9 protein-coding genes are annotated in these 19,984 nt (G+C 59.8%); 3 read left to right on the plus strand and 6 right to left on the minus strand.

Going from position 1 to position 19,984, the window contains the following annotated elements; all coding sequences use genetic code 11:
- Window positions 1–129 precede the first annotated feature (129 nt).
- Window positions 130–4,902 carry an InlB B-repeat-containing protein gene (locus tag HMPREF9241_RS03395; RefSeq protein WP_243440760.1) on the plus strand — a complete coding sequence of 1,591 codons (4,773 nt, stop codon included), beginning with the start codon at window positions 130–132 and terminating at the stop codon, window positions 4,900–4,902.
- Between the two features lie 263 nt (window positions 4,903–5,165).
- Here the strand turns inward: HMPREF9241_RS03395 and HMPREF9241_RS03400 are convergent, their stop codons facing one another.
- The 6 genes from HMPREF9241_RS03400 to HMPREF9241_RS03425 form a co-directional block, all read right to left on the minus strand.
- Complete coding sequence (locus tag HMPREF9241_RS03400; protein ID WP_243440761.1) at window positions 5,166–8,162, minus strand: choice-of-anchor M domain-containing protein; 2,997 nt, start codon at window positions 8,160–8,162, stop codon at window positions 5,166–5,168.
- A gap of 68 nt (window positions 8,163–8,230) precedes the next feature.
- Window positions 8,231–9,109, minus strand: coding sequence for an anchored repeat-type ABC transporter permease subunit (locus HMPREF9241_RS08770; RefSeq protein WP_006680879.1), 879 nt, complete (start codon window positions 9,107–9,109; stop codon window positions 8,231–8,233).
- Window positions 9,106–9,828, minus strand: coding sequence for a metal ABC transporter ATP-binding protein (locus HMPREF9241_RS03410; RefSeq protein ID WP_006680880.1), 723 nt, complete (start codon window positions 9,826–9,828; stop codon window positions 9,106–9,108). Before HMPREF9241_RS03410 ends, HMPREF9241_RS08770 begins: the two co-directional genes overlap by 4 nt.
- Window positions 9,825–10,820: a choice-of-anchor M domain-containing protein gene (locus tag HMPREF9241_RS03415; protein WP_006680881.1), complete on the minus strand. Its 996-nt coding sequence runs from the start codon at window positions 10,818–10,820 to the stop codon at window positions 9,825–9,827. The genes HMPREF9241_RS03410 and HMPREF9241_RS03415 overlap by 4 nt, the downstream gene beginning before the upstream one ends.
- Entirely contained in the window at window positions 10,817–12,466 is a 1,650-nt protein-coding gene (locus HMPREF9241_RS03420) for an anchored repeat ABC transporter, substrate-binding protein (protein WP_006680882.1), read from the minus strand. The genes HMPREF9241_RS03415 and HMPREF9241_RS03420 overlap by 4 nt, the downstream gene beginning before the upstream one ends.
- A complete protein-coding gene (locus tag HMPREF9241_RS03425) occupies window positions 12,463–14,100 on the minus strand; it encodes a choice-of-anchor M domain-containing protein (RefSeq protein WP_006680883.1) in 1,638 nt (545 codons plus the stop codon). The genes HMPREF9241_RS03420 and HMPREF9241_RS03425 overlap by 4 nt, the downstream gene beginning before the upstream one ends.
- Before the next feature lie 433 nt (window positions 14,101–14,533).
- Between HMPREF9241_RS03425 and HMPREF9241_RS03430 the strand changes: the two genes are divergently transcribed.
- The gene (locus HMPREF9241_RS03430; protein ID WP_006680884.1) at window positions 14,534–15,865 is read left to right on the plus strand and encodes a galactose-binding domain-containing protein; all 1,332 of its coding nucleotides are present in this window, start codon (window positions 14,534–14,536) and stop codon (window positions 15,863–15,865) included.
- Between the two features lie 453 nt (window positions 15,866–16,318).
- Complete coding sequence (locus HMPREF9241_RS03435) at window positions 16,319–19,978, plus strand: efflux RND transporter permease subunit (protein WP_165544426.1); 3,660 nt, start codon at window positions 16,319–16,321, stop codon at window positions 19,976–19,978.
- Window positions 19,979–19,984 lie beyond the last annotated feature (6 nt).

A 19,984-nucleotide genomic window follows, 5' to 3' on the forward strand; every position in this document is an offset into this window, starting at 1 on the left:
GCCCGACGAATTGAGGTGTCAGGGCGAGCTGGCACTCTTACCCGCCTTGAAAGGTTGTAAGACAGTGTTTTAATGGTGTTAAAATAATTAATAGTCAGAAATACCAATATTTGCCTTTAAAAATAAATTATGGCATCAGAGACGGAAAGTCCCCCCATGAAAGTTTCGTTCAAGCAAACCCTGTCTCTACTACTGGCGGTGGCATTGATACTTCCGGCGGCAGTGATATTTTCCCGGCTGCTGACAGCTGACGCTGCGGAAACCAGCAAATACCAAAATTCCATGGAACTGGAACCGGTGAAGCTTCCTGCTGACACAACGACGGAAAAGTTCGTCAAGAATCCGGAGCAGCCAGATATCTACACCCTCCGTAGCGATTATCGGGTTGAGAGAGATGGAGACTATGCCATCAACTACCAGCCCTATGTGGCGACCGTAGGGGCAGGTGCTACTCAAGGCGAAAAAGACAAGGTAAATAAGACTATTAACCTCCCGGATTTCCTGGGTTACGATAAGCCTCAAGGTAATTTCCCTATCGGCTACGACACGGTGGTTAAAGAAGCTAAAACTGGCGAACAGAGTGGCGATGATGAATACGGAAAGACCTATCAGAAAACTCGATCCTTTGACTACCCGGCTGTAAAAAATAGCGTCAAGATTAAGCATGTTTTCCAAGACATCAATGATTTTGACAAATATGGTCCAAAACCTGGGGAAACAGAAATAACTGAAACTACTGAGGAAGGTAGCGTCGGTTCCGATCTAGAAGTTAAGCCTTTAGATGAAGCTCAAATAGCGGGTTTTATTCCAGAGGCTGATTCTATTACGGTGCAGGTTCCCCAAGACACGAAAAATTTTTCAGTGGAATACCGTTACAACCGTAACCACTATGACGTCACTTTCGACACCGATGGGGGTGCGGAACTTCCTTCCCGCACTCTGTACTACGGGCAGGTCATCCCCACTCTTGAGAAAAAAGATATTCCCGAAAAAGTGGGAGCTACCTTCCAAGGTTGGAAGCCTTCGATTGACCTAAAAGATGAATCTGGCGAGAAGACGTTTAAGGCCGGCGAAGTTATTAAAGACGGTGGCGGTAATGCGATTCAAGATCTAAACGCCGAGCTGATTATTCCGGCTGAAAACGTCAAGTTCACTGCAGTTTGGGAAGATAACGAGAAGGCGGACTATGCAATCCAATTTTGGACGGAAAAGGCCGACTACCCCGAGGGGGCTTCTCTTTTAGAAAAGTACGACTTCGTGGGTACCCATGTGTATAAGGATCAGGCCACCGGTACTCGTCCAGACCTTGAAAATGAGACAGTAAAAGGGGTGGAGTTTCCGGATCTAGATCAGGCGCGGTTAGATAAAATATGGAACAACCAAAGATTTTACCGTGGCGCCTTCCTTTACCTTAATAAATTTTATAAATACAATAAAGATTTAACCGATAAAGAAAACGCTGATCCAAATAGCCCAGACGTAGTAAAGGCGGTTTCTTCCACCGGCAAAACCATTTATAACATCTATTATGATCGCCAGGTGTATGACCTTTACTTTACGAAGTCGAATGCTAAGACGGGTGATCAAGCTGAGTCGACCTTCTATCCGGAAATTTGGAGACACGGTAAAAAGTTAGGGGAACCAGGTAATCCATACCACTTTAAGGCCCGGTTTAACCAGTTGATGACAGAGTGGCCAGATGACGCCCAGGAAACCAAGGGGTTTTCCGAGGGTAAGCAAAGTTTTGGCTGGGGACCAAACTACGTTATTCCAAATTGGCAATACCGCGATACTCCTCCCTACCGGCTCTCGGCTGAAGAGTTTCTCGATATGGCAGCCTACGAGAGACTGGGTGGTTACACTAACGAGATTGATGCCGGAAATGGCGTCACTTTGGACGTCAACTGGAATGCTAAACCGAGAACTTTCACTACTCTTTCCTTTGGTATCGAACAACGGGGTGGTTCCGGAGAAGAAACTCAGCCAATACCTCACCACATGGACTTTTGGATGGATGGGTTTGAGTCCGGAGAGACCATCGTTGACTACAATCTCTATCGAACCAAAGCGGATACCGAAAGTTCAGCCTATGGTCACCCGTACCCAAAGGTGCAGGGCTTTACCCCTTACGGCCTATCCGAACCCTCCCAGAAGCTTACCGAGGATGAGCTTGCTGCTATGAACGAGGAGCGGGCAGATACAACTCCCCTTCCTGACGAAACGGTAATAGACCCCTATGGCAACGAAAAAACCAAGGGCGACATGCAGTTTATGCGCACGTTCTTTAACCGTGCTGATGAATTCGGGGATCCGCGGGAAGAGGAAGGTGACCCGTTTGATAAAAATGGCTATATTCGCTTCCAGTACCACCGGAATAAGTACAAGTTGCGGTTCAACAATGACCCCGCAAACCTCAAGGACGACAGCGAGTACGACGAGACCAATCAGACAGACGTCTTCTACCAAAAACCCTTAAAGGATTTAGACCTAGATAACCCGCAGACCTTAATTGATCTAGAGCTGACGGATCTGGTGGAAAAAGATGACGAGGGAAATGATCGGATTAAGAGACCTGAGGGCCTCGCACCCCAAATGGTATTTAAGGGTTGGGCGCTAGACCCGGCCGGGCAGAAACTGGTTTGGGAAAACAAGGAAACTATGCCTGTGCACAACCTGGTGCTCTACGCCAAATGGGGGGAACCAGACTATAAGTGGAAGGTAACCTTCGATCCCAATGGGGGCAAGCTAGATCCCATTGAGGAGAAGAATGTTACCACCGCACCTAAGACCATTAAGGAAGGCGATGTCTCTGACCAAAAAGAAGTCACCTACGCGAAAAAGGGTGAAAACGAAGGGGATAAGCAAGTCTTTACTGTAGTGCAGCGGCAAAAACTGGTAGAACCGAATAAACCAACCCGAAAAGGCTATAGCTTCATGGGTTGGGAGGTGCTGCGCTATCAGAAGGATGCCAATACCGGCGAATACACCGACAAAGTGGATACTTCTTATCGGGACACCTATAAAGTTCCGGAACTTTACTCCTACGGTAACGACGTAGTCAGTTCCATTTACCTGAAAGCCATTTGGGTAAAAAATGATATGCAGGATGTAAAGGTTTTCCACCACTTCTTGGATAACGATCTCGCAATTGATAAGACCGTGACGGATAATCCGGCTACAGAAACTAAAGGAAACCAGCGCGCCGAAAAATACGTGGCCGCCATTGGTTCTAAGCAAGATGCCAAATGGATTTTGGCTTCCGATGAAGAATTGCGGAACACCAAAGACGAAGAAACTAAAAAACTCTATGAGGGTTATCAAAAGCTGGCTGGCGAGCATCGGGCAACGAAAGATAACACCTATTTCCAGACGCTTAGGGTAGAACCGAAACAGATTCTAGAAGACGGGAAATTAGTTGATAATCCGAAAGCCAAGGACAATGAGTTCCACTTCTTCTATCGCCCCTTCCACACCCGTGATTACAAGGTTAACTATGTGGACCAAAGAGCTGAGACAGAGCTGGCGAAAGCCACTACCGATGCGGAAAAGAAAAACATTATAGAGAAGTACCGTATTCTAGACCAGGAAACAGTGACTAGCCTCTGTCGACATTACGATGCCAGAAACTATAAGCCGATAAACGGCTGGAGGCTAACGTCTGCTCCCCAGCAGCAGCTCTTCTACGATGTAGATGAAAAGACTAATGAATTCAAAGGAATCAACGGTACCGGTTCCGATGAGATTACCTTCTACTATCAGGATGTCAGGGTTATTGAGGTGCCCTCAAATAGTCCTACTCCTCCAGACGGGTACGTCCGGGTAACCTTTAAGGCCAGTGAGGGCGGCTCCTTCGGTGCCGGCACAGATGGGAACCCCATCAAAGAAATTAATTACGATGTACTGAAGGGGCTTAAGTCTGATCTGCTTCCAGTTCCCCAAGAATTGGAGAATGGAAAAAAGCCGGACGAGAACAAGCACTATGTCACGCCGGAAGAAGGCAAGAGCTTTAAAGAGTGGGATAAGGAACCACTTTTATCGCCGGGCACGGAGATAAAAGAAAACCATACCTTTACCGCACAGTTTGATTGGTCAGATCTGATGACTAAAGGGGTGGCGACTACCGAGTCCTTTAAGGCATCCGATGACACCTGGATCAATAATTTTGTGCCCACTCTGGATGAGCTGAGGGCAGCTATTCAGCTGCAGAGTAAAGACAAAACCAAGATAACGAAACTGCCTGATGACGCGACGGTAGAGTTCGTAGATGAAAACGGTACCTCCGTAGCCACCCAGAATGATCTTTACACGCTGGTAAAAGAAGAACCGGATTCAAACGAACTTGTTCGTACCGTGAAACTCAAAGCGAAAGTTAAGTTTGCGGGCCGAGAAAAGATTGAAGAGATCGAGTTGCCCATAAGGGTTTATAAGAACCGGTACGATGCGCCCCCTACGGGACCCATGCCAGACTTCTTGAAGCAGGCAACCGATCCTCATGGCGATTTGGCGAAACTCTTGGATGGAAAAACCTATGTAAAGGTGACGGTGGAGCCCTCCAGTCGACTGGACAAGCTGCCTCCTCAGAGCTATTGGGTTAACCCCAAGGCTTGGGTAGAGATTCCCGAGATTGCAGTCAGCGATAAAGATAAGGCCGCAACCGGGTTGAAGCATTGGTCAGCTGATAAAGCTGCCCAAAATGAGGGGCAAGCTAAACTGGGAGTTTATGACTTCACGAAACGGCATAAGTTCAGTGAGGACACGGAGATCACCCCGGTATTTGCAGAAAAAGTGGTGCCCTCCGTACCAGTAACCGGAGCTAATGTGCTGGTTTATCTCTATGCGGCAGCCTTGTTTACTGTAGCTGGCATTGCGCTGGTGATCAGCAGGACCAGGAGGAAAGCGTAGCGGGCATAACCCGCGGGGCTGCTGAAGCTTTGGTGGAGGCTTTGCCAGCGCCAAAGTCAGCGCCAGTGCCAAAGTCAGACTCAAAGTCGAAGTTAGCGCCAGCGCCAAGTTCGCCAGCGGCTCGTTCGGATGAAGAAGTAGGCGGAGGCGCAAACGAAGAAGTAGACGACGAAGCGGCGGCTCGAACCGGGAAGGTCCGAGTCGCCGCTTCGGCGCTCACATTTCACTCAGTCACGGGCTGGGTAGTTGATCCGGGAGACGTGTCAGCGAACTCTACGTGCGCGGCCGTTTACGCGCTTGCGCAGGAGAAGCGCCCAGGCGCACGCCCCGACGAGTCCGCTACCGCCGATCCCTACGAGGATCCACTGCCACCAGTTCGAGCCGCTCCCGTACGAGGCGGAACCGCGCTCAGGGTTGAGCAGGGCGCTCACGGGGGCAGCGGGCTTGGCGAGTGCCCGCGTCGTGGACGCTCCTGACTGTGAGGAGTCCGCGAAGTCCAGACCCTCGACGCCGCTCGACTGGGATTCGTCGGCGCTGGAAGCGTCCGATGCGTCGGAGTCGGAGCTCGTTGACTCCGCGTCGGCCGCCGAGTTCGACGACAGTAGTGAGCCGGACACGGTCGACCCACCGGTTACCGGGGTTCCGGTCTGCCCGGCACCCTCGGCGAGGCGCGCGGCGGCCGCGGTCGGGTTCTCGATCGGCGAGGCCGGGGCGCTCGCACTTGCTGAGGGGGAGCCCGTGGACGGTGATCCGGTTGACGGGGAGGTGCCCGGAGCGGGCGTGGGCTGGACGGGCCGCTGCGCACCGTTGTTCGGGTTCGTCCAGTTCCTGTGGGACTCGGCGTTGAGCTTCGCGACGAGTTCGTCGATGGGAAGGGTGTCGCCGGGCTCCGGGTTCGGTGCGGGCGAGGGATTCGGCTCAGGCGAGGGGTTCGGCTCAGCGCCCCTCTTGATGGTGTCGTCGCCGACGAGGAAGATCGCATGGAGCGTCTTCTCGATGGTGGAGCCGTCAGCGAGGTGCGCGGTGTAGACAAAGTCGGTCGAGTAGCGCCCGGGCTTCGTGAAGTAGAAGGCCTGGTGGTCGTGTGATCCAAAGAGGTAGTGGAGGACCATGTCGGGCTTCGTCGAGTCGAGTCGGGGCGTGAATCCCTCGAAGAGGGAGGAGACGCCGGTGACGAGGCGACCAGGGCCGGTGAAGTTCCTCATCGCGACCTCGACGCCCTTGCTTGAGAGCTGCGAGTAGTCGACCCGCTGGGTTGAGAAGCCGACCCAGGGGATGCCCTCGAGCTGGGTCTCGGGCAGACTCCACACACCTTCGGGCGCCGCAGCGGCGAGTTCACTGTAGCCCTTCGCGCCGGCGGGGATCTTCGCGTGCGTCGAGTCGGGGACGGCGTAGGCGAAGGTTCCGGAGGCGCGGTGGACGGGATGGCGCGGGTCGGCGGTGTCGTCGACGAAGACCTCCGCCTTCCCGTCCCTCAGGGACATCGCCTGATCCATGTGACCTTCGGTGATGATGTGGATCGCCGAATCGCCGGGATGGGAAGGGGTGGACGGGTTGGCAGGATCAGGTATCGAGGGATTGTCGGGCTGAACGCCACCGCTCGGTGGCGCATCGGCATCCGGATTCGCAGGGTTTGGAGAGGGTGAGGGCGCCTCGCCGTTGTTCTCCGCGGTGATCGCGCGCAGCGCCGAGATCGCGGCGTCGCCGACGACGAAGTGAGCGGAGCGGGACTTGTAGGAGAAGTTCCCGTCCTTGTCGCGCGTCTCGATGTTGAAACCGACGGTGTAGACGCCTGGCTTCGTGAAGACGTGGGCGAGGGGAACTGCGGCTGCATCGACGGTGAAGCCGCGGTTGGGGTCGCGCGTCGTATCGAGGGTGACGTTCATCGCCCCGTCGGTGACGGTCCCCGCGATGTAGCGGCCACCCTTGGGGCCGTCGAAGGTGTCGACGGAGTAAACGGCTGGCCCGGAGCGCAGATCGGCGGGCATTTGGGTGAAGTCGAATCCGAGCGATCCGTGCTCACCGGAGGCAGGCAGGACCCAGCGGTCGCCGTCGGCGGTCGTCTGCTTGAGTGAGTCGGGGATTTCGAGGATCGGTTCCCCGGGGATCGACTTGCCGTTCGCGTTCACCTCGAGGGTCACCCGCTTGATCGGCACGCCAGCTCGCACATCGTCTTTGAAAGTCCCCTTGTAGACGTAGTGGGAGGGGTAGGAGGGTGAGGCTGGCGCCTTCGCAGTAGAGCCGAAGAGCGCTTCGATCTGCTTGCGGGCTTCGGCCTGGGTGAAGGGGGGCTCGGGCTCGGCGGGCGTCTCCTCGGTGGAGAGCTCGCCGGAAGCGATCATCTTCTCCTTCACCTGCTCGGTAGTCGTTCCGATCGGAGTGAGGGAGGTTGTGGTGCCTTCGGGCAGACCGACCTCAGCATCGGAGCCGACGAGCCACGTGATGGTCGAGGGCAAGGAATTAACGGCTCTCTGGGTCAAGGTGGACGTGTAGGAGGCAACCATGTCCAGCCGGTAGACGCCCGCTTTCGAGAAGGTCCAGTTCCAGTGGCCGTGGGAGCCAGCCTGGAGGGAGAGCGGCGCGAGCGAGGGGTCGGAAGAGAGCCCTCGACTCAGGGAGTTCGTGCCGACGGTGCGCCACACCTCGACGGCTCCGGGCCCGGAGGAATTCGCGATCGAGAGCTTCACCTCGTCAAGAAGGATCCCCTCGGGCTGGGCGACCTCGTGCGCCGTGTCGAAGGCGCCGATGCCAGCCCAGACGGGACGCCAGTTGTCGATCTGCTCCTGGGGGGCACGCCAGACAATGTCGCCGGGCTTGCCAATGAAGTTGAAGAGGCCACCCGAGGGGACGACCATGCGCGAGACTTCCTGGGAGTCGGAGGTGCGCGCGTCGGGGGCGAGTCGGACGCAGACGGAGTTTGGGTCCTTGACGACTTTGCGCCCGTCGACAACAGTAACGGTGAAGGTGTCGTCGACACGGGTGACGTAGGCGGCGTCAACATGCGCGTGGTGGAGGAGCTTGCGGCCAGCGCACACGTGGGGAACGCGACCGTCGGGCCCAGGGGTCGCCTCCGGGTCGGCGCCGGGCGAGCCCGCAGGAACCGTGAGGTCGGCGGGCACGAGGTCCCCGTAGCCAGCCTCTCCGGGCAGGTGCTCGGGATCGTCGGGCGCTCCGGGGGACGAGGGTGCGGCCTCAGCGTTGGTCGAGCCGGAGGCGTACTCCGTGGGAGAGGTCGTTTCTGACGGGACTGCGTGCGCCACGGGTGCGGTGAGTATAGGCGCGGCGAGCAGGGCGGCCGCGGTGAGGAGTCCGGTGAACGGCAGGGGCCTCATGCGAGTGTCCTTTCTGTGGTCTGCGCCACCGGTCGGGCGCGAAGAAGGAGTCCGCGCCCGGGCGAGAGGAGCTGAGCGAGGACGAAGAAGAGGGTCGCGACGAGGACGATCGCCGCGCCCGAGGGGATGTTGAGCGACCAGGAGGCCCAGATGCCGAGGAAGGCAGAGACGGCACCGATGACCGGGCCGATGAGCATCATGGGGACGACACGGTCGGTGAGGAGTCGTGCGGTCGCCGCGGGAGCGATGAGAAGCGAGAGGACGAGGACGTTCCCAATCGTCTGGATGGAGACAACGACGGCAGTAGCGATGGCGAGGTGGAGAAGCAAATCGATTCGCCCAACGTGCAGGCCCGCCGAGATCGCGAAATCGCGGTCGACACTTACGAGAACGATCCGGTCGTGGAAGAGCGCGAGGGCGATGCCGATTGCGGCGCACGCCCCGAGGGAGATGAGGACATCGGTGTTCGTCACGCCGGTGAGCGACCCGAAGAGGAGCGACTCAAGGGATCCCGTGTAGCCAGGCGTTCGTGCGACGACGACGAGGCCAAGGGCGAAAGCGGCGGCGAAGAAGACGCCGATGACGGAGTCTTCGCCGACCCGGCGGTTCTGGGAGAAGACGGAGATGAGGATCGCGACGAGGATCCCGGCTGCGGCTCCTCCCAGGAGGATCGACCCCTGGAGCGCGAAGGCGATCGCGATTCCGGGGAATACAGCGTGTGAGAGCGCATCGCCGACGAAGGAGAGTCCGCGCAGGACGACGTGCGCGCCGACGAGGCCACAGACGAGTGAGGAGAGGACAGCGATGAGGAGCGCCCTCGGGAGGAAAGCGAGCGAGGGGTTTGCGAGGTCGGAGAGGAAGTCGAGGAGGCTCATCGGCGCACCATCCCGAGGGAGCGGAGGAGTGCGGAGTCCTTAGAGACGTGGAAGGTCTCCATCCACGGCTCCGGCGAGCAGAGGGTGGAGGGCTCGCCCTCGGCCCTCACAGTCCCGTTGAGCATGACGAGTCGGTGGCAGATATCGACGGCCTGCCCGAGGTCGTGCGTTGACATGAGGATTCCGACTCCTGAACGGGCGAGGTCAACGAAGAGGCGAGATAGCGCGTCCTGATTCGGGTGATCAAGCCCGGTGAAGGGCTCATCGAGGAGGAGCAGACGCGGCGAGGTAACGAGCGCCCGGGCGACGAGGATCCTCTGCTTCTGACCGCCCGAGGTCTCGTTGATCGTCCGGTTGCGGAACGCGTACATGCCGACTGCGTCGAGAGCACGGTAGACGGCCTCAAGGCGCGTCGCACCTCGAGGTGCGCGACGCTGACCGGTGAAGGCGGTCGCGACGAGCTGGGCGGCGCTCATCGGATAGTTCCAGTCGAGATCCTGGCGCTGCGGGACGTAGCCGATGACCGAGCCACTCGCCTCGATGCTCCCGCGGTAGGGGATGAGTCCCATGATCGCGCGCATGAGCGTCGTCTTGCCAGCCCCGTTCGGCCCGATGAGGCCGACAAGCTCGCCCTCGTCGACTCGAAGGGACACATCCTCAAGGATCGTCCGCCCGCCAAGGTCGACGCGCAGGCGGGACACCTCCAGTGCGCGACTCATCGCTGAGACCCCCGGTCGTCGCCGTCATCGGACGCTTCCGGCTTCGGCTCGACGGAGCCGGAAGTCCCATCCTCGACGATCTTCTCAGCGACCCGCTCGCGCTCGTGGCTGCGGCGACGGGCGACGAGGACGAGAGCGACAAGGACGAGGCTCGTGGCGCCGAGCCCTGCGGCGATCCACAGCGGGAGAACGGTCGAGCGGTCGACGACCGACGGCGAGTCAACGGGAGCGGGCGACTCAGGGGCGTTCGAGACGCTCCACTGGGCTTCGAGTGCCTTCTGCGCGTCGGCGGCGTCCCCGACGGCAAAGCGGAGGACGCGAGTGTCCTCGACAGTGGTGCCGTCGGTGAGCTGGGCCTGGATGCTGAGGCGGATAAGGTGGATCCCCGGTTGCGTGAAAACCCAGTTCGCGTGGGTGTGCGTGTTTGCGTCAACGTGGATCGGCTGCGAGTTCGGCTTCGTCGAGTTCCACAGCTGCTGGGGGCCGGAGAAGTTTCCGGCCTGGACGAAGGCGTGGAAGTCCCCCTCGCCCTCGTGTCCCTCGAAGACGAGGGTCGCGCCCTGGGCGAGTCTGCCGACGACCTCGGGGTCCTGGGTGTTCCAGCCGAGCCACACGACGTTGGCGATCTCAGACTGGGGGACGGCCCAGACCGGGCCGTTCGCCGAGATAAAGGAGTACTGGTCGTCGGCGGGGAGTTCGAGTTTCGCGGCGTCGGAGACTCGTAGGACGACGTCGTCAAGGTGGCGCCAGGTCGGCGTCTGAGCAGAGTCGTCGCGGGCGAGGAAGGTCCATGCGCCGTCGAGGAACTTCGGTCCGAGGTCGACGTGCCCGGCGGAGATCTCGACAGGCGTGCCTTCGGGGGCGACGGTCTCGTTCGAGTCGACAACCTGGGTGAGGGCGGGGTCCTGGGTCGTCGTGTCTGTGGCGACTGAGGCGGGGGCCAGGGCGATGAGAGCCGCGGTGGCGAGCGCGAGTGCGTGCGTGAGTTTCACTGGTCTCCTCGGGTGGGATTCGGGATGGATGCCTCCGACTCAAAGGGCCAGGCGGGTAGCGAGGCGGGGTCGAGGCAGGACTTGATCGAGCGCGTGTTGAACACCATGAGGTCGAGGTAGGTGGGGACCTCGTCGGTGAGCGTGTCGGAGTGGAGCGAGCAGACGGACTTACCGGTCGTGTGCGCGAGTGCGACGAGCTCGCCGAGGTGGGAGCGGGAGATCGGTTCGAGGAAGACTCCGGCGGCTGGCGTCTGCTCGAGGACACGCGTGAGGTTAGCGAGTTGGAGGGCCGAGGGCTCGAGGGACGGGTTCGGCGCGACAAACCCGCCGATCCGCAGCCCGTAGGCCTTCGCGTAGTAGCCGAAGGAGTCGTGCGCGGTCACGAGGGTACGGCTCTTCTCAGGGATAGTGGCGACGACTTCGCGGATCCACCGGTTGAGGGCCTCAAGTTCGGCGTCGCGGGCGACAGCGTTCGCCCGATACTCGGCCGCGCGCGAGGGATCGAGGGCGGCGAGGCGGTCAGCGATGAGGTCAGTGTAGGCGATGGCGTTCTTCGCATCGTGCCACATGTGCGGGTCGATCTCACCGTGGACGTGGGTTCCGATAACGGCCTGGGCGAGGATGCGGGCGGAGGTGCCTGGTTCGGCGAGGAAGCGCCACCGATTGTCGGGGATCGTGGTCGTCGTCGTGTCCGGGACGGCGATGACGATCCGGTCGGGGTCGAGGTCGCCTGCGGGGGCGTCTGCGCGCAGGGTCATCGAGCCCTCAAGCTTCGCTGTGAGATCGGCGTGCCCGGAGTCGAGGACGCTCCGCCCGGTGGAGTGCGGGTCGACGCCGACGGCGAAGACGAGGGTCTTCTCACCGAGCGGAGTGTCGCCCGTCGGCGAGTGGAGCGTCGCCCGCAGAGAGAGCGAGTAGACGCCGGGCTCGGTGAAACCCCACGACATGTGGGTGTGAGCGTTGGTCGGGAGTTCGACGCGGTCGTTCGAGTCGATCCCATCCTTCGAGGCGATCCACGGGCGCGGTTCGCCGAAGGTGCCGGTCGTGAAGGCGGCGAGGTCGCCGGGGCCGGTCGCCGAGACTGCTTCGAAGGAGACGGTTGAGTCGGTTGAGGCGCGTCCGTCGACGCGCAGCCCGAGCCAGATCGTCGCGAGAGAGAGGTCCTCGACGAGGGGAATCGGACGTGCGCCGAAGGGGACGGACTCTTCGCCGAGGGCGACGTGCTGGGCGCCCTTTGGGAGGTTCGCGTCGATGGAGGAGGTGAGTGCGCTCTGCTCGAGGAGCAGTCCGTTGGAGAAAGCGATGTCGGCGTGCGCGATGTCGCGGAGGGCCGCCATCGAGGGCTCGAAGGAGTGCGGATCAACGCTTGCGGGGACGAGCGTCGCGATGCGCGCTCGCGGGGCGACCGCGCGCACGAGGTCGGCGATGATCGGCGTCGTCGCAACGATCCGAGGCTGCGACCCGTCATCGGCCACATCAGCACTGCCAGGTGCAGCGGACTCTGATCGTGCGCCGGGAGGCTCCTCGGCAGAGACTCCGTCGTCCGCGAGGACGGGGGCACATGCGCCGAGGAGCAGCGAAGGAGCGCCGATGAGGAGGGAGAGCACGAGGGCACCCCCAGCGCGACGCGCTCGGGTGCGCCTCACCTTCTTGCCCACCGTCGTGCGGCGAGCCCAGCGAGGGCGAGGAGCGAGGCGAGGACGACCGGGGTGGCGGAGCGTGCGCCGGTCGATGCGAGACCGCCGGGAAGGGCTGAGCCGTCGACGATCTTACCCTCGGCGCGCAGACGATCGATCGTCGCCTGGTCGAGTTCGCAGGGGTGCCCGTCGGCGGTGCGGCCGACGTAGACGGTCGTCGAGCCTGAGCTGCCGCCGAACCAGCGGGCGCCGACGAGCGAACCGAAGTTGCCGGACTCGAAGACGGCGAGTGAACCGGGGCCGGAGACACCGTTGAGCGTCCAGGTGACATCGCCGGTCGTGCGGGCGAGGAGGCTGGGGTGCATCGTGTTTGCGCCGAGCCACGGGACGGAGGGGACCTGGCTTGAGGAGATCATCCAGATCCTCTGACCTTGCTTCGCGATGAACTCGATACCGGCGGGTGCAGTCGTCTCGGCTGCGGAGCCAAGCCCGAAAACGAGGGAGGAGGGAGCGACCCAGCGCGCGGGCTGCGAGCGGTCGTCTTTGACGAGCATGGAGATCGACGAGGGGCTGGCACTCGTCCCGATGTCGAAGTGGCCGGAGTCGGCGTTTCCGGCACCGCCGACGTTGAAGGAGAGGATGCCGGAGGTCGAGACGCGGGCACCGGACTTCAGGGTCGCGGTCTGGGTGATCGAGACTTTGTAGAGGCCGGGGGCGGTGAAAACCCAGTTCGGGTGGACGTGGGTGTTCGCTCGTATCGTGTGGGATCCGCCGACTGCAGTGCCGCTCCCGTTCGAGGTGACGGGGGTGGGGAGGCACTGCTCGGCGGCTGGCTGTACGGGCGCTTGGGGGGCGGTGGACTGAGGCGCTGGCGCTGGCGCTGGCGCGGGGGTCGGGGTCGATCCGGTGCCGGGCGTCGACGGCTCGACGGGAGCCGACGCTCGGGGGGTGGCCTGCGCGATCGCGGTGGCGCCCACGGCGAAGGTGTAGGAGGCTCGGTCAGAGACGAGGTGCCCGTTGGGGGTGTCGACCTCGCCGTGGAGAGTGAGGGAGTAGGTGCCCGCGTCTGTGAAGAGCCAGTTCGCGTGCTCGTGGGCGGGCGCGTTCTGGAGGATCGAGCGCCCGGGAGTGGCCTCGAGGGAGCCCTGCTCGAAGATCGGGGAGGTCGCGCCGAATGCGGCCGAGCGCCAGAGGAAGATGCGACCAGGCCCAGAGACCTCGTCGATGACGAGGCGGATCGCGGTTGGGCGCAGAGGGGCGATGGCGTTCGAGTCCCAACCGGGCCACAGGAGAGCGGGATCCTCGGACTGGGGGAGTGCATAGCCGGCGGTTCCAACGCCCTCGATCTTTTTGGTCGCGCTCGTTTTCGCGGCGTCGGTGACACCGAGGATGAGCTTTGCGGGGTTGTGGTAGGTCGGTGCGCCCGGAGTGGTGACGTCCTCCTTGGCGACGAGGGAGATCGTCGGCCCGTTGGGGACGAGGGCGAAGACGTCGGCGTGCCCGTGGGTGAGGAGCGCTTTCGTCGTTGATTCTCCGCCCTGCGGGTCGGGCGCGGCGCTCGTCGGCGTAGCAAAGAGCGCGAGGGTGAGGAGCGCGGTGAACAGGGCGAGGAGGGGATGAATCCCGCGGCGGGTGGCGCGCATGATGAACCTTCTAGCGATAATGAGAATGACTCGCATTATCGTACGGGGTTGTCTGCGAACCGCGCAACCTCGAGTGTGAGGCCCGGATCACGCTCGCCGCGTGTAAGGATGCGAGAAGAGTAATTGGTGCCGTCGAGGGGGTGGGCCTGCGCCCACCGCTACATCTGTGGACAACGTCGACGCGATGCCTGAGTCGGCTGGATATGCTTCCGCAATCATCGCAGACTCCACTCAGGCCTGCGACAACAAACCGCCCATCACACAATGAATCAACCACCTCGAACAGTGCACCTAGGGGCAAGTTGTGAGTAACATGTGATTCTTCTTTCAAACAATGTAATAATCGATCGATAACCACTATCGTGGGAGCGCCTCAATAAGGATCGGCCGACGACAGAGTTCATTGGCGAGAAGCATTTCGAAAGGTAAGAAGGTGAACTTCACGAGAACTATTTTGGGTGGGGCGACGGTTGCAGCACTCGCGCTCGCGGGCGCAGTATCCCCGACCCTCGCGGCTCCAGAGAATCTTGCGCTCGGCAAGACAGCGACGCAGGTTTCGACCGGTTGGTACGCCCCCGCCTCGCGCGCCAATGACGGTATAACCGATGGAGTCTTCGACAATGGTTCCGTCTCGCACACTAACTATGCGACCAACCCGTGGTGGCAGGTTGACCTCGGCGAAGAGTTCGCGCTCTCGAACGTCAACGTCTGGAATCGCTCGGACCGCGACCCCTGCCAAAAGGGGGCCTGCTATGAGAGCCTGAAGGACTTCTGGGTCGTCGCCTCCCGCGAGGAGCTACCGTCCAACTTTGATCCGAACGGCCCGCTTGCCGATGGCGTGAAGGCACTCAAGGTCGACGGCGTCGGTGGCTTCCCGTCGAGCGTCGATTTCGGCGGCTTCCAGGCGCGTCATGTGCGCGTTATCCTGCCGGGTCCCTACACCCAGCTTGCGCTCGCAGAGGTCGAGGTCTTCGGTGAAAAGATCGTTAACGGAGAAGCACCGCACATCTCGCCAATTTCGATCGAGTCGGACGACATGGATAAGGTCGAGATAGCGGGAGACGATCAGTTCCGCACCATCACCGCACCCGAGGGGACGACCCTCAACCTTGCGGCCGATGTGACGGGCGATCCCGCCCCGGATCTGCAGTGGCAGATCAAGGAGAAGGGCTTGGACCAGTGGGTTAACCTCGATGGCGACACTGGCCGGGCCACGTCGATCAAGGTCACTCCCGGCACCGACGGTGCCCAGATCCGCCTGCTCGCGACGAACTCCACCGGAACCGTCGAGTCCGGGATCGTCGAGCTCAAGCTGAAGGCCGCAGAGCCCGCCCCGAACCCCGGGCCAAACCCGAACCCCGGGCCAACCATTACCCTCGAGAAGAGCACCGCGAAGATCGGCGAGAGCATCGAGATCGTAGGAACGGGCTTCACTGCCGGTCACGAGATCAGCGCGGTTCTCCACTCCGATCCGATCACGATTGGTACCGCACTCGCGGACGAGCGCGGAGTCGTGCGCTTCTCGTACACGATTCCCGCGACGACGCCGATCGGATCCCATGAGATCATTCTCACCGATGCGGCGACCGGGGTCAGCGTCAAGGTGCCTTTCCTCATCGAGGCCGCAACGACCAAGGAGGCCGCAACGGCCAAGAGCCGCGGGCTTGCCAAGACCGGCGCCGATGTGGCGGGTCTTATGGCTCTCGCCGCGCTCTTTGCCGCGACTGGAGCCGTTGTTTCGACGCGCGCCAAGCGCAGGAGCTGAGCGAGTAGTCGCAGAAAACGGCGTGAGCGGGTCGCCCCTCGGGGCGACCCGCTTCGTCATGCGCGGAGCATTGACAGATTTGTGAGTGTTTGGCGGTGCAGAACAGAGCATTGTGACCCGCCAAAGGTCGAGAAAGCCGCCACACGCGTGTTGGAGGCGGAGGCCGCCACTCACTGTACTGTTCGGGGAGGTTGGTTTGTGTGATGGGTGGGAGGTTCTCGCAGGTTGAGTGGGTGTGTGGTGATTGTGGAAGTGGATTCAGGTGGCCACAGCATCGCGCCGCGGTTGTCCTGAGGCGAGGTGTAGCATCGGGCGTAGGCTCAGCCCGTCAACCGAGCCCTCACCTGCACGGATTCGCTAGCGTGTCGCACACGCCACCAGGTACCGTGAAAAAATCCGCATGTAATGGAGCAAACGGAGTCGTCAGTGCTGACCGCAAGTGCCAATTTCTTGGTGAGGTTCCGCCATCTGATCTTTGTCATCATGGTGGTGGCGACCGGTGTGTGCGCTGTCTTGGCTCCCAGGGTTGGCGTTATCAATGACATGGTGGAGTTCCTGCCCGTGACCTCCCAGATGCGTGCAGGCACCGACATCATGGAGGTTGAGTTCCCCGGCTCCATGGACACGTCGTCGACGCGCGTCATGTTCACCGGCCTGACAGCTTCCGAAGAAGAGTCGACTTTGGCGAAGCTTCAGGCGATCCCGAATGTTGATTCGGTGGGGTACGAGGCTCGGACTGAGGATTCAGACGGGATTTATCACCAGGGTGATCACACTCTGTTCATTGTTGAGTCCAAGCATGCTTATGGGTCGGCAGAAGACGCGGCGATCCAGCAGGCACTCACCGATCAATTCGCGATCAAGGGTGCGTTGATTGAGTCGGATAACCCGTCACCGACCTCAGAGCTTCCATTGTGGATCGTGATGGTTGCTGTTGTTTTGCTTGCACTGATCCTGTTTGCGATGTGCGCGTCCTGGCTTGAGCCGATTCTGTTCTTGGTCACGATAGGTATGGCCGTTGTCCTGAATTTGGGGACGAACCTGATTCAGGGGTCGATCGCAGATGTGACTTTCACGATCGGAGCGATCCTTCAGCTGGTCTTGTCCATGGATTATTCGATCATCCTGATGAATCGCTACCGCCAGGAGAAGACGCCTGATGGGTCGCGCCCAGAGGCGATGGTGCGCGCAATTCGGGGGGCTTTTTCGTCGATCGTTTCTTCGTCGATGACCACGGTTGTTGGCCTGCTGATGCTCTGTTTCATGTCTTTGCTGATCGGCATGGATTTGGGTATTGCTTTGGCCAAGGGTGTGTTCTTGTCGATGGTGAGCGTGTTTACGATTCTGCCGACGCTGATCCTGTGGTGCGATAGGGCGATTGAGAAGACCGCGAAGCCTTATCTTCGGGCAAACTTTCATCCTCTTGCACGGTTCGAATATAAAGCTCGTATTCCGATCCTCGTCGTCTTCATTGCTTTATTCGCTGGCAGTGGCGTGATGGCTGGAGGCACGCCGGTTGCGTACACGCTGGCGAAGGCGGATCCGATTGCGGATGTTTTCGAGAAGGAAAACTCGATTGTTCTTCTGTATCGCAATGGCGATGATGCGATTGCGGGCCAGCTAGCTGAGCGTATTTCCGATACTGATGGGGTTCGCTCTGTCATGTCTCAACCGACGACGATCGGATGCCAGCGTTTTGTCGACGATATGTCTGTTGCCCTGAGCGAAATGGGGAGTGAGGACCTGAGTTTCGACTCGGACATGCTGTCTTTAGTCTACTTCTTAGCGCATGACGGCCAGGCAACTGAGCGTATGAGTCTGCCGGCGTTCATTTCTTTCATTCGCAATAATCGGCTGATCGTGTCACGCACGGATGAAGACACGTTGAATTCGCTGGCGCAGCTGGAGCCCTATCTTGACCGTGATGCTCTGTTGGGGGTGCGAGGCCCCGCAGATTTGGCGAACTTCCTGGGGATGAGCGAATCCGAGGCGCGCGGAATCTACCTGTATCACGCGATCTCGAACCCAAATATTGCGGCCGATTCGATGACGCTTGGCCAGTTCGCTGACTTCATCGTCAACGACGTGCCGAACACTCAATACGCGCCCATGGTCAGTGGTGATGCGCGGGCTCAAGCGGAAAACCTGCAACGTTTCACCGATGCTCAGGCGATGACCACTCCGATTTCTTTCAAACAGATGGCGAATCTGCTGGGGATTGATTCGTCGCAGGTGCGCCTGCTCTACGCGAAGAAGAAAGCTGAAACAGGGGAGTACGCGAACGATTCGCGAACACTGAGGGCTTATGTTGAAGCGCTCAACGCGGTTGCAACAAACGAACCGCAGGTCAGTGCCCAAATGGGGGAGAGGTCAGCGCAGCTGGCAAGCCTGATGGCATTGACTGATACCACAACGCTCGCTACACCGATGGATGCGCAGGGGCTGGCTCAGTTCCTGTCAATGGAGCCCGAACAAGTGGGGCAGATCCTTGCGATGCGCGCCACGCTTTCGGGGCACGACCCTGCAACCGCGACTACGGCCAGCCCGTGGGAGATGATCGATTTCCTGAACACGCAGGTCCAGGCGGGAGAAGCATCTCCGCTGGCGGGCTCTCTGACCGACGACCAAAAAGCGGGCATCGAGCAGATGTATCAGATCGCTTCCCTTGCCGTGTCCGGTCAGCAGATCCCACTGTCAACGTTCGCGTCCATCGTGTCGATGAACTCGGCTCAGCTTCAGGTGATCATTGCGATTGCGGACTCGCCCGCCCATGCGACCGACTGGCTCTACACTCCGCAGACGATTGCCTCTGACTTGGCGAATGACTCGTCTCTGTCAGAACAACAGCAAGCCGAGGTCTCCACCTTGCATTCGATCATCGATGCTTCGGTTGCGGGCACCTACTTTACGCCCAGGCAATTGGCGAGTTTCCTTGGCATGGACGCCAGCCAAGTTCGTCAGCTTTCCCTGCTCCGCACCTCGATGTACGGCGATACGAGTTCGTGGAATATGAGCGCCTATGACGCCGTGAGCTTCATCCTCGACACGATGGCGTACGACCCTCAAACGTCCGGGAATTTCAGCGAAAGCCAGGTGAGCCAGCTGAGTGCCCTGCGTCAGGTCATGCGCGCTGTCGTTGACGACAGTCAGCTGAACCCAACTGAGATGACAAGCCTGCTGGGACAGCTTTCGGCGCTGACCGCTTCAAGTCGCTCGCTCGATACGAACCACGTCGCGCTTGCCTACCTGATTCACGGCGCGCAAACGGCAACAGATCGGGGTGAAACCGCTGGTCAGACCCTATCGATCGCGCAATTGGTGAACACGCTGAATACGCAGATTTTGGATGATGCGCGCTTTTCTTCGTTCATCGACGACAAGATGCGCACGGCAATCACCGACGCATCACACCAGATCCGACAGGCCAGAATTCAACTGGTCGGGGACACCTGGTCACGGATGGTCATCACTACGACCCTGCCTGAAGAATCCGATGCGATCGAAGCGTTGATCGGCCAACTGGAATCGGCGTGCGCGGAGGATCTGGGCGGGAACTGCTACCTGGTCGGCAACTCGGTGTTGGTGCACGAGCTCAAGTCGTCTTTCGATTCGGAAATGAGTCTGATCCAGTGGCTAACTGCCGGCTCAATCTTCCTTGTCGTTGCGCTGACCTTCCTGTCGCTGTCGGTTCCGTTGCTACTGGTTCTGCTGGTTCAGTGCGGCGTTTTCCTGACGATCGCCACGATCGGATTGCAGGGATACGACAATTACTATTTGGCCCAGCTGATGGTGCAGTGCATTTTGATGGGTGCGACGATCGACTATGGCATCCTGCTGACAAGCCAGTATCGCGAGGGTCGGAAAGAACTTGATATCCGGCATGCACTGGCTCGCGCATACGACAATTCGATGCACACGATCGCAACGTCCGGGTCAATCATGATCCTCGTGACCGGCATTCTTGGCTTCCTATTTGAGAACCCGACGATCGCGCAGATCTGTCGCACCATTTCGATCGGTGCGTTGTGTGCGTCCGTACTGATTATCTTTGTCCTGCCGGCGTTACTTGCTTTGGGGGATAGGTTCTTCGCAGGTCGTGAGCGTCTGCGCTGATAAATA

Origin of the sequence: Schaalia turicensis ACS-279-V-Col4 (assembly GCF_000296505.1) — a bacterium.
In the GTDB taxonomy this organism is placed as follows: domain Bacteria; phylum Actinomycetota; class Actinomycetes; order Actinomycetales; family Actinomycetaceae; genus Pauljensenia; species Pauljensenia turicensis_A.

Excerpts from the sequence above, each read along its gene's own strand:
- HMPREF9241_RS03395 (WP_243440760.1), top strand. The coding sequence starts at position 130 with ATGGCATCAGAGACGGAAAGTCCCCCCATGAAAGTTTCGTTCAAGCAA.
- HMPREF9241_RS08770 (WP_006680879.1), bottom strand. The coding sequence starts at position 9,109 with ATGAGCCTCCTCGACTTCCTCTCCGACCTCGCAAACCCCTCGCTCGCT.
- HMPREF9241_RS03410 (WP_006680880.1), bottom strand. The coding sequence starts at position 9,828 with ATGAGTCGCGCACTGGAGGTGTCCCGCCTGCGCGTCGACCTTGGCGGG.
- HMPREF9241_RS03425 (WP_006680883.1), bottom strand. The coding sequence starts at position 14,100 with ATGCGCGCCACCCGCCGCGGGATTCATCCCCTCCTCGCCCTGTTCACC.